This window comes from Kitasatospora sp. NPDC127060 (assembly GCF_042724935.1).
GTDB lineage: Bacteria > Actinomycetota > Actinomycetes > Streptomycetales > Streptomycetaceae > Kitasatospora.
Map to the genome: position 1 here is coordinate 1 of NZ_JBHXEG010000081.1, position 13,964 is coordinate 13,964.

The 13,964-nt window shown below is 75.4% G+C and carries 10 protein-coding genes; 9 read left to right on the plus strand and 1 reads right to left on the minus strand.

The features are described 5' to 3' along the window. Nucleotides 1–159 precede the first annotated feature (159 nt). Nucleotides 160–1,134: a ferritin-like domain-containing protein gene (locus tag ACFWIS_RS32645; RefSeq protein ID WP_380460509.1), complete on the minus strand. Its 975-nt coding sequence runs from the start codon at nt 1,132–1,134 to the stop codon at nt 160–162. A gap of 302 nt (nt 1,135–1,436) precedes the next feature. On the opposite strand from ACFWIS_RS32645, the gene rimP reads away from it, so the two are divergent. The 9 genes from rimP to ACFWIS_RS32690 all read left to right on the plus strand — a co-directional run bounded on the left by rimP (nt 1,437) and on the right by ACFWIS_RS32690 (nt 13,927). Further along, complete coding sequence (gene rimP / locus ACFWIS_RS32650) at nt 1,437–1,976, plus strand: ribosome maturation factor RimP (RefSeq protein ID WP_380460507.1); 540 nt, start codon at nt 1,437–1,439, stop codon at nt 1,974–1,976. 53 nt (nt 1,977–2,029) lie between these two features. Continuing rightward, nucleotides 2,030–3,022: a transcription termination factor NusA gene (nusA, locus tag ACFWIS_RS32655; protein ID WP_380460506.1), complete on the plus strand. Its 993-nt coding sequence runs from the start codon at nt 2,030–2,032 to the stop codon at nt 3,020–3,022. A gap of 154 nt (nt 3,023–3,176) precedes the next feature. Continuing rightward, on the plus strand, nt 3,177–3,419 hold the full coding sequence (locus ACFWIS_RS32660) for a YlxR family protein (protein ID WP_317621212.1): 243 nt from the start codon (nt 3,177–3,179) through the stop codon (nt 3,417–3,419). 230 nt (nt 3,420–3,649) lie between these two features. Then, nucleotides 3,650–6,805, plus strand: a complete 3,156-nt coding sequence (gene infB / locus ACFWIS_RS32665; RefSeq protein ID WP_380460504.1) for a translation initiation factor IF-2 — start codon at nt 3,650–3,652, stop codon at nt 6,803–6,805. A 136-nt stretch (nt 6,806–6,941) separates the two neighbouring features. Beyond that, nucleotides 6,942–7,238 (plus strand): DUF503 domain-containing protein, encoded by a 297-nt coding sequence (locus ACFWIS_RS32670; protein WP_030311386.1) that lies wholly within the window; start codon nt 6,942–6,944, stop codon nt 7,236–7,238. A 153-nt stretch (nt 7,239–7,391) separates the two neighbouring features. After that, complete coding sequence (rbfA, locus tag ACFWIS_RS32675) at nt 7,392–7,832, plus strand: 30S ribosome-binding factor RbfA (protein WP_380460502.1); 441 nt, start codon at nt 7,392–7,394, stop codon at nt 7,830–7,832. A gap of 2 nt (nt 7,833–7,834) precedes the next feature. Beyond that, nucleotides 7,835–8,938 (plus strand): bifunctional oligoribonuclease/PAP phosphatase NrnA, encoded by a 1,104-nt coding sequence (locus ACFWIS_RS32680; RefSeq protein ID WP_380460500.1) that lies wholly within the window; start codon nt 7,835–7,837, stop codon nt 8,936–8,938. Nucleotides 8,939–9,052: 114 nt separating this feature from the next. After that, nucleotides 9,053–9,982, plus strand: a complete 930-nt coding sequence (gene truB, locus ACFWIS_RS32685) for a tRNA pseudouridine(55) synthase TruB (RefSeq protein WP_380460498.1) — start codon at nt 9,053–9,055, stop codon at nt 9,980–9,982. Between the two features lie 297 nt (nt 9,983–10,279). Then, the gene (locus ACFWIS_RS32690; protein ID WP_380460496.1) at nt 10,280–13,927 is read left to right on the plus strand and encodes a serine protease; all 3,648 of its coding nucleotides are present in this window, start codon (nt 10,280–10,282) and stop codon (nt 13,925–13,927) included. Nucleotides 13,928–13,964: the final 37 nt, after the last annotated feature.

Consider the following 13,964-nt stretch of genomic DNA (forward strand, 5'->3'; position numbering starts at 1 on the left):
CACCCGTCACGCCCCTCTCCGCACCCACCCCCTCCACCGCCCCCTCCCGCAGCGCGTCCCTCTCGCCTGGGGCGGGTGGGAGGGGGAGGTGGGGGCGGAGGTGGTGTGGGGTGTGGGTGGGTGGGTGGGTGGGGGTGCGGGGGTGGGGTCAGGTCGGGGTCAGGTCGGGGTGGGGGTGGGGGTGGGGAGGGGGTCGGGGATGCCGGGGAAGGGGGTGTCGGGGGCGCCCCAGCGGTGGGCGCGGAGGGTGCAGTCGCGGAGGGCGGTGGCTGCGGTGGGGCGGTGGGGGGCGGGGAGGTCGGCGACCAGGTCGGCGTAGACGGTGGTGAGGCTGGTTTCCAGGTGGGCGGCGAGTTTGGTGGCGGTGGTGGGGTCGGTGACCGGGAAGGGGAGTTGGTAGCCGCCGGCGGCGGGAGTGGGGGTGGCGCCGAGGGTGGTGACGAGGCGTTGCCAGGCGTCGCGTTGGGCCTGGTGGGCGGCGTAGGCGGTGCGGGCGTCGGTGCGCTGCTGGTCCTCGGGGAGGTGGGCGCCGACGACGCCGTAGCCGTAGACGGCGGCGTGTTCGGCGCTCAGGGCCTTCTGGAGGGCGGGGAGTACTGCTCCGGGGGTGGTGGTGGGGGTGGGGGTGCCGCTTGCCGTCGGGGTGGGCTGGTCGGCGGGGGCGCCGAGGGAGGCGGCGTGCAGGGTGTTGGCGGCGGCCACCGAGGCGAGCAGGCGGGCGAGGGGTGGGCGGGCCGCGCCGAGGTCGGCCAGCCGGGCCTGGGCGGTCTGGCGTTCCAGGGTGGCCAGGGCGGCGGGGGTGGGGGTGGGGGTGGCGCTGGGCGGTGTGGTGGTGGGGGTCGGTGTGGTGGGGGTGGGGGCCGGGATGCCGTCGGCGAGGGCGGCGCGGTGCTGGGCGGTCTCGGCGCGGAGGGTCTTCAGCAGGGTGGTCTGGGCCCCGGCGGTGGCCAGGAGGGTGTCGTAGGCCGCCAGCAGGGTGTCGGTGGCGGCGACGGCGCGCAGGCGGACGGGGGTGTCCGGGTCGGGGCTCTTGTCGCCGGGTGTCACGTCGGGGCCGGTGCCGGAGCTGGTGCAGGCGGTGGTGAGGGTGATCAGTCCGAGGGCCAGGAAGGTCCTTCGGCTGGGCGGCTGCATCGGGGTCACTCCGGAGCGGGTACGGGAGGGCGGCCTCCCCGCCTGCCCTCGTTGGCGTGAATCTTCGCAGAATCCCCACCTTTGCGGGTGGTGTTCGAGGGTTCGGTGCGGCGGGCGGGGCGGTGTGAGCTTGCTCGCAGTGGGTGGCGTGCGGCTGGTCGGGGGAGGTCCGGAATCGGTGGTTCGCGGCTTCACCGGCTAGGCTTTGGGCCGAGCTGCCGTGACCCGGTGTGCGCCCGACGGGCGCGGAGGGCGCGGTGCGACCTCTGACAACAGCAGACGCGGCCGAGGAGTCCACCCGGATGAGCACCACCCACACCGACCGGCTGCGCGCGTTGCTGGAGCCGCTGGCCGTCCAGGCCGGACTGGACCTGGAGGACGTCAAGGTCACCAAGGCGGGCAACCGCCGGCAGGTGCAGATCGACGTCGACACCGACGGCGGCGTGGACATGGACGCCATCGCCGAGTTCAGCCGGGTGGTCGGCGAGGCCCTGGACGCCTCGGACGTGATGGGGGACGAGCCGTACCTGTTGGAGGTCGGCTCGCCGGGTGCGGAGCGTCCGCTGGTCCTGCCGCGGCACTGGCAGCGCGCCGAGGGCCGGCTCGCCAAGATCCACCTGGTCGACGGCGGGGAGCTGGTCGCCCGGGTGCTGGAGGCGGACGAGGCCGGCGCGCTGGTCGAGGTGCAGCCGGTGAAGGGGCGTGGCCGTCCGAAGGAGCGCCGCCTGGAGTACGTCGAGGTCGATCGCGCGCGGGTCCAGGTCGAGTTCAACCGCAAGGACGACGAGCAGCTCCTGGACGAGGCCGCCGACTTCGACGAGGGGGACGACGGCGCCGAGTGAGCCGGCCGCCGTACGACCATCATGAACGTGACGAAAGACGAGGAGGCGTAGCCGTGGACATCGACATGAGTGCCCTGCGCACGCTGGTCAACGAGAAGAACATCCCCTTCGACCTGCTGGTCGAGTCCATCGAGTCCGCCCTCCTCACCGCGTACCACCGCACCGAGGGCTCGCGCCGTCGCGCCCGGGTGAACCTGGACCGCAAGAGCGGCCACGTCACCGTGTGGGCCATGGAGGACCCGGCGGAGCTGGACGAGGGCGTCGAGCCGAAGGAGTTCGACGACACCCCGAACGGTTTCGGTCGGATCGCGTCCAGCATCGGCATCCAGGTGATGATGCAGCGCCTGCGCGACGCCGCCGACGACCAGACCTTCGGCGAGTACGCGGGCAAGGAGGGCGACATCGTCACCGGTGTCGTCCAGCAGGGCAACGACCCGAAGAGCGTGCTGGTCGACATCGGCAAGCTGGAGGCCATCCTGCCGCCGCAGGAGCAGGTCCCGGGCGAGGACTACCGGCACGGCACCCGGCTGAAGTGCTACGTGGTGGCGGTGCGCCGTGGTGTCCGCGGGCCGTCGGTGACGCTGTCGCGCACCCACCCGAGCCTGGTGAAGAAGCTGTTCGCGCTGGAGGTCCCGGAGATCGCGGACGGGAGCGTGGAGATCGCCGCGATCGCCCGTGAGGCCGGTCACCGTACCAAGATCGCGGTGTGGTCGCGCCGGGCCGGGCTGAACGCCAAGGGTGCCTGCATCGGCCCGATGGGCTCCCGGGTGCGCGCCGTGATGGGCGAGCTGCACGGCGAGAAGATCGACATCGTCGACTGGTCCGAGGACCCGCGCGAGATGGTCGCCGCCGCGTTGTCCCCCGCGCGGGTGACCAGCGTGGAGATCGTGGACCTCGCCCAGCGTTCCGCCCGGGTGATCGTGCCGGACTACCAGCTGTCCCTGGCGATCGGCAAGGAGGGGCAGAACGCCCGTCTGGCCGCGCGTCTGACCGGTTGGCGGATCGACATCCGGCCGGACACCGAGGGCCAGGCCGAGTCCCAGTAGGAGAAATGCAGGGCCGCGGCCCGGTAGTGAGTGTTGTTCCTGGCGCCCCCGCCGGTCCTCCGGGATCTGCGGGGCGGCGCCATGTCGCTTCGGAGGGGTAGACTTGCCTTCGTCTGGCCGGACGCACGTCCGAGCACGCCCGGAACGCACCTGCGTGGGCTGCCGCAAGCGCGCGGCCAAGCACCAGCTGTTGCGTGTCACGGCGGTCGAGGGCGTCTGCGTCCCCGATCCCCGTGGCGCACTGCCGGGCCGAGGCGCTCACCTGCACCTCGATCCGGCCTGCCTCGACCTCGCGGTCCGCCGCCGGGCGTTCCCCCGGGCCTTCCGGCTCCAGGGGACGCTCGACACGGAGCGGCTCCGCGGGTTCATCGAGGAGCGGGCGGGCGGAGCCTCCTAGACGGGCCGCCTCCCGCGACAACCGCCGCTCATCGCGGCGGAGAACCACCGCAACAAGCACAGCGCTCGGGCAGCCGCGCGCCGTGCCACCAGTCAGGTACCTCGCGATGTGGAAGTAGGTCGAGATTGCGATGAGCACTCGATGAGTACGCGATGAGTACGCGATGGGTACGCCCATGAAGTAGCGACAGTCCGGCGGACGAGACCCCCGGACTCATAGACAGGAGTGAAGTGGCTAAGGTCCGGGTTTATGAACTCGCCAAGGAGCTTGGCTTGGAGAGCAAGGCCGTCATGGCCAAGCTGACCGAGCTCGGTGAGTTCGTCCGTTCGGCGTCCTCGACGATCGAGGCGCCGGTCGTGCGCAAGCTGACTGACGCGCTTGGCGTGGCCCCCACCGGTGGTGGCGCTGCCAAGCCTGGCCCGCGGAAGCCCGCGGCGCCCCAGCCCGCGGCAGGCGCCGCGGGTGCACCCAAGCCGGGTGCCCCGACCCCGGGTCCGCGCCCCAGCGCGACCCCTGGTCCCCGTCCGACCCCGGCCGCCGCGGCTCCCGCCGCTCCGGCCGCCCCCGCGGCTCCGGCCGCTCCCGCCGCCTCGCGCCCGGGTGCGCCGACTCCGGGCCCGCGCCCGGCCGCGCGTCCCGCCGCCCCGGCGGCTCCGGCTGCTCCCGCGGCCGAGTTCTCCTCGCCGGCTCCGGCCGGTGCCGACGCCCCGCGTCCGGCCACCCAGGCCCCGCGTCCGAGCGGCCAGGCCCCCGCCGGTGGCGGCGCCCGTCCGGGCCCGCGTCCGGCCGGCCCGCGTCCGGGCAACAACCCGTTCACCTCGGGTAGTGCGACCGGCATGGCTCGCCCCGGCGACCGCCGTCCGGGCGCGCCGGGTGCCCGTCCGGGTGCTCCGGGTGCGCAGGGCGGCGACCGTCCGCGTCCCGGTGGTGACCGTCCGCGTCCGGGTGGTGCGCCGGGTGCCGACCGTGGCGCCCCGCGTCCCGGTGGTGACCGTCCGCGTCCGGGTGGTGCGCCGGGTGCCGACCGTGGCGCCCCGCGTCCCGGTGGTGACCGTCCGCGTCCGGCCGGTGGGCCGGGTGCCGGTGCTCCCCGTCCGGGTGGCGCCCCCCGTCCCGACGGCATGCCGCGTCCGGCCGGTCCGCGCCCCGGCGCGCCGTCCCCGTCCGGCATGCCGCGCCCGAACCCGGGCATGATGCCGCAGCGTCCGGCCGGCCCGCGTCCGGGTCCGGGTGGCCGTGGTCCGGGTGGCCCCGGTGGCCGTCCGGCCGGTCCCGGTGGCGGCGGCGCCCGTCCGGGCTTCCAGGGTCGTCCGGCCGGTCCGGGCTCGCGTCCGGCCGGTGGCGGCGGCTTCGGCGGCCCGCGTCCGGGTGGCGGCGCTCCCGGCGGCGGCGGTGGCTTCGGCCCGCGTCCCGGTGGCTTCGGCGGTCGTCCCGGCGGCCCGGGTGCCCGTGGCGGCACGCAGGGTGCCTTCGGTCGTGGCCCGGGCGGTCGCCCGGCGCGCGGTCGCAAGTCGAAGCGGGCGAAGCGCCAGGAGTACGAGGCCATGCAGGCCCCGTCCGTCGGCGGTGTGATGCTGCCTCGCGGCAACGGCCAGACCGTTCGCCTGTCGAGCGGCGCCTCGCTGATGGACTTCGCGGAGAAGATCAACGCCAACCCGGCCGCGCTCGTCTCCGTCATGTTCAACCTCGGTGAGATGGTCACCGCGACCCAGTCGGTCTCCGACGCCACGCTGCAGCTGCTGGCGGACGAGATGGGCTTCGTCCTGGAGATCGTCAGCCGGGACGACGAGGACCGCGAGCTGCTGGAGTCGTTCGACATCGACTTCGGTGCCAACGAGGGCGACGAGGACCAGCTGGCCCCGCGCCCGCCGGTCGTCACCGTCATGGGTCACGTCGACCACGGTAAGACCCGACTGCTGGACGCGATCCGCAAGTCCAACGTGGTGGCCGGCGAGGCCGGTGGCATCACCCAGCACATCGGTGCCTACCAGGTGGCGACGATGGTGAACGGCGAAGAGCGCCCGATCACCTTCCTCGACACCCCGGGTCACGAGGCGTTCTCCGCCATGCGTGCCCGTGGTGCCAAGTCCACCGACATCGCGATCCTGGTGGTCGCGGCCAACGACGGTGTCATGCCGCAGACGGTCGAGGCGCTGAACCACGCCAAGGCCGCCGGTGTGCCGATCGTGGTCGCCGTCAACAAGATCGACGTCGAGGGCGCCGACCCGACCAAGGTCCGCGGTCAGCTGACCGAGTTCGGCCTGGTGGCCGAGGAGTACGGCGGCGACACCATGTTCGTCGACATCTCCGCGCGCCAGGGTCTGAACATCGACCAGCTGCTGGAGGCCGTGGTCCTGACCGCGGACGCCTCGCTCGACCTGCGGGCCAACCCGGAGCAGGACGCGCAGGGTATTGCGATCGAAGCCCACCTGGACAAGGGCCGCGGCGCCATGGCGACCGTCCTGGTCCAGCGCGGTACCCTCCGCGTCGGCGACTCGATCGTCGTGGGCGACGCCTACGGCCGCGTCCGCGCCATGCTGGACGAGAACGGCAACAGCCTCGCCGAGGCCGGTCCGTCCCGCCCGGTGCTGCTGCTCGGTCTGACCTCGGTGCCCCGCGCCGGCGACAGCTTCATCGTCGTCGACGAGGACCGCACCGCCCGCCAGATCGCCGAGAAGCGCTCGGCCCGCGACCGCAACGCCGCCTTCGCGCAGCGTCGGGTCCGGGTGTCCCTGGAGGACCTGGACAAGGCCATCGCCGCCGGCTCCATCGAGCAGCTCAACCTCATCATCAAGGGTGACGTCTCCGGTTCGGTCGAGGCCCTCGAGGACGCCCTCGTCAAGCTGGACGTGGGCGAGGAGGTCGAGCTCCGGGTCCTGCACCGCGGTGTGGGTGCCATCACCGAGTCCGACGTGGACCTGGCGATGGGCTCGGACGCCATCATCATCGGCTTCAACGTGCGCGCCGAAGGCCGTGCGCGCGCCGCGGCCGACAAGGAAGGCGTGGACGTCCGGTACTACTCGGTCATCTACCAGGCGATCGAGGAGATCGAGAACGCCCTCAAGGGCATGCTCAAGCCGGAGTACGAGGAGGTGCGCCTCGGCGCCGCGGAGATCCGCGAGGTCTTCCGCTCCTCCAAGTTCGGCAACATCGCCGGTGTCCTGGTCCGCGACGGCGTCATCCGCCGCAACGCCAAGGCCCGCCTGCTGCGCGACGGCAAGGTCGTGGCGGAGAGCCTCACCATCGAGGGTCTGCGCCGCTTCAAGGACGACGCGACCGAGGTCCGCGAGGGCTTCGAGGCCGGTGTCACCCTGGGGTCGTTCAACGACATCAAGGTCGAGGACATCATCGAGACCTACGAGATGCGCGAGAAGCCGCGCGCCTAGTCGGTGTCAGCCGGGGCCGGTCGACGGATGGTATTTCCGTCGACCGGCCCCGGTCTCGCTGTGTAGGGTCCTGGGAAGCCGGACCGGTTCCGGACCGGTTTCCCGAGGCCTTCCAGGTCGGCGAGACCTGTCATACATGTTCGTGGGAACACTCACCTTCGACCTGCTGCTGGGCGACGTCCACTCGCTCAAGGAGAAGCGTTCGATCGTGCGGCCCATCGTGGCCGAACTGCAGCGCAAGTACAGCGTGTGCGCTGCCGAGACCGGGAACCAGGACCTGCACCGCCGGGCCGAGATCGGCCTCGCGGTGGTCGCCGGCGAAGCCGGGTACGTCACCGAGGTCCTGGACAGCTGTGAGCGGTTGGTCGCCGGCCGCCCCGAGGTGCAGCTCCTCTCCGCGAGGAGGAGGTACCACAACGACGACGACGAATGAGGGCTGTGGAGCCGGCCGGCGGAAGTCGCCGTTCTCACACAGATCAGGACCGAGAGCGCCCGCAAGGCCGGGCGCGGGCCGGTACTTTGGGGCATGGGCCCCGACGGGTGCGCAGCTCGCCCGGGTACCGGGCCCACTGCACGAGGAGGCAACGTGACCGACACCGCAAGGGCGCGCAAGCTCGCCGACCGCATCCAGGTGGTCGTCGCCCAGACCCTGGAGCGGCGGATCAAGGACCCGCGGCTGGGGTTCGTGACCATCACCGACACCCGGGTGACCGGAGACCTGCGCGAGGCCACCGTCTTCTACACCGTCTTCGGCGACGAGACCGAGCGCGAGGCCACCGCGGCCGCGCTGGAGAGCGCCAAGGGCGTGATCCGCTCCGAGGTCGGCAAGATCGGGGTGCGCTTCACCCCCACCCTGACCTTCGTCGCGGACGCGCTGCCGGAGAACGCCCGGAACATCGACGACCTGCTCGACCGGGCCAAGGCCATCGACGCGGCGGTGCGCACCACCGCCGCGGGCGCGACCTACGCCGGTGACGCGGACCCGTACCGGGTGCCCGCGGCCGAGCGTGACGACGAGGACGAGTAGTCATGGCGGGTGAGCCGGCGCAGGCCGCCTCGCGAGCCGGAACGACCACGGGGGCGTCCTCCACCAGCACGGTGGAGGGTGCCCTCGCGGCGCTCCCCGGCCCGCGGGCCGAGGAGAGCGGCTTCGAGCTGCTCTGGCAGCAGGTGGTGGCGGAGATCGGGCGGGCCCGTTCGATCGACCTGATCTGCCACATCTGCCCGGACGGCGACGCGCTCGGCTCCTCGCTGGCGGCGGCCCTGGCACTGCGCGCGCTCGGCAAGGAGGTGCGGGTCTCCTTCGGCGACGACCCGCAGATCGTGCCCGAGTCGCTGGCCTTCCTGCCCGGCCAGGAGCTGATCGTGCCGGCCGCCGAGGTGCCGGACGTGCCCGAGCTGGTGCTCTGCTTCGACGTCGCCGCGCAGAGCCGGCTGGGGCTGCTGCACGACAAGGCCTTCGCCGCGCCCGTCCTGGTGGTCTTCGACCACCACGCCTCCAACCCGGGCTTCGGCACCCACCAGTTGATCGACCCGGCCGCGCCGGCCACCGCCGTCCTGGTGGACGAACTGCTGCGCCGGCTCGGCGTCGAGCTCGACCAGTCGCTGGCCACCTGCCTCTACACCGGGGTCGCCACCGACACCGGCTCCTTCAAGTACCGGGCCACCACGCCCGCCACCCACGAACTGGCCGGACGGCTGCTCGCCACCGGGATCCGGCACGACCTGATCTCCCGGCAGCTGTGGGACACCTCCTCCTTCGGTTACCTCAAGGTGCTGGCCGCCGCGCTGGACCGGGCCGTCTACGACCCGGACGCGGCCGACGGGCTGGGCCTGGTGTGGACCTGGGTGCCCTACCAGGACCTGGCGCTGTTCAGCGTCACCGTCGAGGAGATCGAGGGGCTGATCGACATCCTGCGCCGGCCGGCCGAGGCCGAGGTGGCGCTGGTGCTCAAGCAGGACCCGGACGGCACGCTGCGCGGCTCCTCCCGCTCCAAGGGGGCGGTGGACGTGGCCGCCGCCTGCGCCGAGCTGGGCGGCGGCGGGCACGTCTTCGCGGCCGGGTTCAGCGCCCGGGAGGACGTCGCCGCCGTGGTCGAGCGGTTCCGGGGCGCGCTGCGGCCCCGTCCCTGACCTGACCGTCCCGCGGTGGGCGACTGCCGCCCGTCCGTACGCCTGCCCGTCCGTACGCCTGCCGCTCGTACGACCGCACGTCCGTACGACCGCACGTCTCAGAGAAAGAACCCGATGAAGCGCAAAGGCACCGGCCCCGACGGCCTGGTGATCGTCGACAAGCCCGAGGGCATCACCTCGCACGGGGTCGTCGCCAAGATGCGGTGGCTGGCCGGGACCAGGAAGGTCGGGCACGCCGGCACGCTGGACCCGATGGCCACCGGGGTGCTGGTGATCGGCGTCGAGCGGGCCACCCGGCTGCTCGGCCACCTGATGCTGACCGCCAAGACCTACGAGGCGACCATCCGGCTCGGCCAGACCACCGTCACCGACGACCGCGAGGGCGAGATCACCGCCTCGGCCCCGACGGACGGCGTCACCCGGGAGGCGATCGACGCCGGGATCGCGGCGCTCACCGGCGAGATCATGCAGGTGCCGTCCAAGGTCAGCGCGATCAAGATCGACGGCAAGCGGTCGTACGCCCGGGTGCGCGAGGGCGAGGACTTCGAGCTCGCGGCCCGGCCGACCACGATCCACTCCTTCACCGTCCAGGCGCAGCGCGAGGCCGTCGCCGAGGACGGCACGCCGGTGATCGACCTGGACGTGACCGTCGAGTGCTCCTCCGGCACCTACATCCGGGCGCTGGCCCGCGACTTGGGCGCCGGGCTGGGCGTCGGCGGGCACCTGACGGCGCTGCGGCGCACCAGGGTCGGGCCGTACGGGGTGGAGTCGGCGCACACCCTGGAGGAGCTGGAGACCGCCGTCAAGGGCGAGGACGGCGCGCCGCTGGAGGTGCTGCCGATCGCGGCGGCCGCGGCGGCCGCCTTCCCGCGCTGGGACCTGGACGAGGACTCGGCGGAGAAGCTGTCGCACGGCGCCCGGCTGAAGGCGCCCGGGCTGGGCGCGGACGGGCCGATCGCGGTGTTCGGGCCGGACGGGCGCTTCCTCGCGCTGGTCGAGGAGAAGGGCGGGCAGGCGAAGCCGGTCGCGGTGTTCGTCGGCTGAGCAGGGCGTGGTCGGAACCCCCGTCGGGACGTGCTCCCGGCGGGGGTTCCTGCTGTGCGGGGAGTCGCCGGTGCGGGGTTCACCCGCGGGTTCGCCTACGGGTCACCTGCGTGGTCCGCCTTCGGGGGTTCACCTGTGCGGGCCTTTCACTCGAACCGGGGGCGTCACCCGTGCGGGGGAGCGCGCGAGGTGAACCGCCGTGGTGAACGGCGCGGGCGCGGTCGGGGCGCCCCCTCGGCGGGCAGGATCCCGGCGGCGAGCGGGCGACGGGCCCGCTCGACGGTCGAAGGGGCGTCCATGCCGGGGTTCGCGGAGGGTGATCCGGGGCGGTACCTGCTGCGGATCCGCGACCTCGACGGAAGGCTGCACGGCTTGGGGTTCGCCGCCGACCCGCAGGGCGGGGTGCTCACCGCGCACGAGGCCGTGGCGGGCCTGGACCGGGTGGTGCTGCACACCCCCGGCGGACAGACCCGGGTGCTGGGCCCGGAGGCCGTGCTGCCGCTGCCCGAGCACGGGCTCGCCCTGCTGCGCACCGACGCCGTCGGCGGGCTGCCGGTGCCGCCGCTGCCGGTGGCCGCGGTGGGGGCCGGGCACGAGGTGCTGCTGCCCGCGCTCACCGGCGAGGACGGCCGGGCGGTCGTGCTGCGCTGCGGGCTGCTGGGCGTCGGCGGCGCGGCCTACGGCGGGCACCGGCTGGCCGGGGTGCTGGTGCTGGACGTGCCGGCGGTCGGCGGGGTCCTGGTGCCGGCCGGCTCACCGGTGCTGGACGCACGCAGCGGTGCCGTGGTGGCGCTGGCCGTGCCCGGCCTGCGCGGCTCGCAGCCCGGCGGGGCGCCGTACGGCCGTTCGACGTACGACCGTTCGCAGTGCGGCGAGCAGTACGGCGAGCAGTACGGCGGGGCGCTGTCGGCGGTGCCGGCCGGTGGCGGGGCGGTGGTGGCGGAGGCGCTGGCCGGGCTGCTGGCGCGCAACGCGGCGGCGGTGCCCGGGTACGGCCCGGCGCTGAACCTGGCCGGGGTGCTGCGGCTGGCCGCCGCCCAGCTGGCCGCCGCCGGGGCCGGTCCGGGCCGGGTGGCCGGGCTGGCCGCCGACCGGGTGGACCGGCCGGACGGCCCGGCCGGGGACGAACCGGAGGCGACCGTCACCGCCCTGGTCGGCGCCCCCGGCAGCGGGCGCTCCACCGAACTGGCCGCGCTGGCCGTCCGCCGCTCCGACGGCGACCGGCCGCTGCCCACGCTCTGGCTGCGCGGCGCCGACCTGCGCGCCGGGGACCGCTCACTCGCCGAACCGGTGGAGCGGGCGCTGGCCGCCGTCGCGGCCGAACTGGGCGTCCCGGCGCCCGCCCCGGAGCCGGTCGCGGCGCTGTGCGCGGCCGCCGGCCGCCCGCTGCTGGTGGTGCTGGACGGCCCCGAGGAGGCCCCGGCCGAGCTGGACCCGCGCTGGCTGCGCGGCGCCGGGCAGTGGCTGACCGGCTGCGGGGCACGGCTGCTGACCGCCTGCGGCGAGGAGGTCTGGGAGCGGCTGGCGGCCGAGCCCTGGGGGAGCGGCGCCCCGGACGCCGCCCGCCCGGCCGAACCGGGGCCGGACGGCGACCTGGCCAGCGCCCCCACCGTCCGGATGGACGGCGCCGGCCCCGGCGCCCCGACCCTGGCCGGGCACCGGCTGGGCCCGCTGCCCGTCGAGGCGGCCGAGCGGGTGCGCCGCCGCTACGGGCTGCCGCCGGGCCGGCCGTCCGCCGCCGAGGACGCCCGGCACCCGCTGGCCGTCCGGCTGGCCGGCGAGCTGTGGGCGCAGGGCCTGCACGACGGGCCGGCGCGGCGCGGCGAGCTGTTCGGGGCCCACCTGGACCTGTGCTGCTTGCGGGTGGCTCAGCGGCTGGCCGAGGACGACCGGCCGCGCCGCCCCGGCGCCCACCGCCGGGGCGCCGTCCGGCCCGCCGGACCGCGCCAGCGCCGGGTGCGCCGGCTCGCGGCGGCGGTGGCCGGGCGGGTGCACGAGGCGGCCCGGCGGATGCTCGGCGAGGAGCCGGGCGGGCTGGGCCGGGAGGCCTTCGAGGGGCTGTTCCCGGTCGACGGCGGCTGGGCCGGCGCGGTCCTCGCCGAGGGGCTGTTCGTCCCCGCCGGGCCCGGCTACCGCTTCGCCCACGGGGAGTTCGCCGACTGGCTGCAGGGCCGGCACCTGGACCTGGACGCGGCGCTGCGGATGCTGCTCGGCGAGGCCGAGGACACCCCGCCCGGGCCGGAGGGGCCCGGCCCGGCCGTCCCCCGGCACCGGATCGGCCCGGTCACCGCCGCGCTGCGCCGGGTCGCCGAGACCTGGGGCGCGACCGCCCTGGACCCGTGGCTGCACCGGATCTGGCGCGCACTGGACCTGCGCCCGCCGGGCAGCGAACCCGCCTGGTGGGCGGCCCGGTTGCTCACCGCCGGGCTCGCCGCCAGCCCCGATCCCACCGAACACCGGGCGCTGCTCGACCAGTTGGCCCGCCGGATCGCCGAACGGGCGGCGACCGCCGGGAGTTGGGAGGTGCTCGACGGGCTGAACCGCTTCGGACCGGCGTTCTGGATCGGCCTCGGCCTGCCCGTCGAGGCCGAACTCGCGCTGCTGCGCCGCCTGGTAACCGCCGACGGCTCCGGGCAGCAGTTCCTCGGCGCGGTGGCCGGGCGGCTGCGCGCCGACCCGGTCGCGGTGTTCCCGCTGCTCTGCGCCTGGTTCGAGGACCCGGGCGGGCTGCCGGGCCGGCCCGGTCGGACGGTCGCCGACCTCGCCCACGACCTGCTGCACGCCCACCGCCGGCTGGCCCTGGACGAGTTGGCCGACGCGCTGGCCGACGCCGCCCACCCGCGGGCGGACGCGCTCCTCGCCGTGCTCGCCGCGGAGGAGCCGTCCGCGCTCTGCCGCGCGGTGGACCGCTGGAGCCACGACCGGCGGCCCGAGCGGCACGTCGCCGCCGCCGTGCACGCGCTGCGGACCGCCCCGTACGCCGGCGGTCCCGGGGCCGAGCTGCTGCGGTACACCGCGCTGACCCTGCTCGCCCGCCAGGACGAACCCGGCCTGCACGGCGCCGCGCTGGCCCTGCTGGTCGGCGACCCGGCGACCCGGGCCGGGCACCTGGAGGCCGCGCTCGCCCGCCACCGCGCGGGCGGCGACCCCTTCCTCACCGCGCGCGCCCTCGCCCCGGCCCTGGAGAGCGACCCGGAGCCCGTCCTCGCCGCGCTGGCCGACGGCCTGGCGCTCCCCGGCGCGGCCCCCGCCGAGACCCTGCGGGTGCTCGCCGACGCCGGGTCGCCGGTGGCCGCCCGGCGCAGTGCCGACCTGGCCGCCCGGCTGCTGCGCCGGCACCCGGAGCTGGCCGGGCCGGTCGCCGTCCACTACCTCGGCCGCCGGCTGCGGCACGCCGCGATCGACGGCCCGGCCGCCCGGCTGGAGCTGCGGGTGCTGCTCGGCGGGGCGCTGGCCGCCCGGGAGGCCGCCGTGTGCCGGCCGTTCGCCGAGGTGCTGTCCGTCCCGGTGGCCGACCCGGCGGCGGACGCTCTGCGCTGCGAGCTGCTGGACACCCTGCTCGCCACCGAGACCGACCGGGTGGTGCTGACCGCCGCCGTGGAACGCCTCGCCGAGCACTGCGCGGCCGAGAACCCGGCCCGGGCCCGCGCCGTGCTGGCCCGGGCGACCCCGGGCTTGGCGGACGCGGACGAGCTGCTGGTGCGCTGCGCCGGGCGCTCGGCGGCCTTCGCCCGGCTGCTCGCCCGGTGGCCGCGCGACGCCGCCCCGACCGCCCCGGACGGCCCCCGGCTGGCCCGGATGCGGGCCCTGGTGGCGGCCGGACGGGACCCTCAGTACGCCGCCGCCGAGGCCGAGCGGGCCGTACCCGCGGGGGCGCTGCGCGCACCGGTGCGCGCAACCCCCATTCCGGTGCCTGAGCCCGGCCAGGCGCATGGCACGCTATAGGGGTTCGGTTGTGAGCGTTTGAGCGTGCCGAGGGTAC

Bases quoted from the DNA above. Each gene is read 5' to 3' on its own strand.
- ACFWIS_RS32645 (WP_380460509.1), bottom strand. From the start codon at position 1,134: ATGCAGCCGCCCAGCCGAAGGACCTTCCTGGCCCTCGGACTGATCACC.
- truB (WP_380460498.1), top strand. From the start codon at position 9,053: ATGAAGCGCAAAGGCACCGGCCCCGACGGCCTGGTGATCGTCGACAAG.
- ACFWIS_RS32670 (WP_030311386.1), top strand. From the start codon at position 6,942: ATGTTCGTGGGAACACTCACCTTCGACCTGCTGCTGGGCGACGTCCAC.
- ACFWIS_RS32690 (WP_380460496.1), top strand. From the start codon at position 10,280: ATGCCGGGGTTCGCGGAGGGTGATCCGGGGCGGTACCTGCTGCGGATC.
- ACFWIS_RS32680 (WP_380460500.1), top strand. From the start codon at position 7,835: ATGGCGGGTGAGCCGGCGCAGGCCGCCTCGCGAGCCGGAACGACCACG.
- rimP (WP_380460507.1), top strand. From the start codon at position 1,437: ATGAGCACCACCCACACCGACCGGCTGCGCGCGTTGCTGGAGCCGCTG.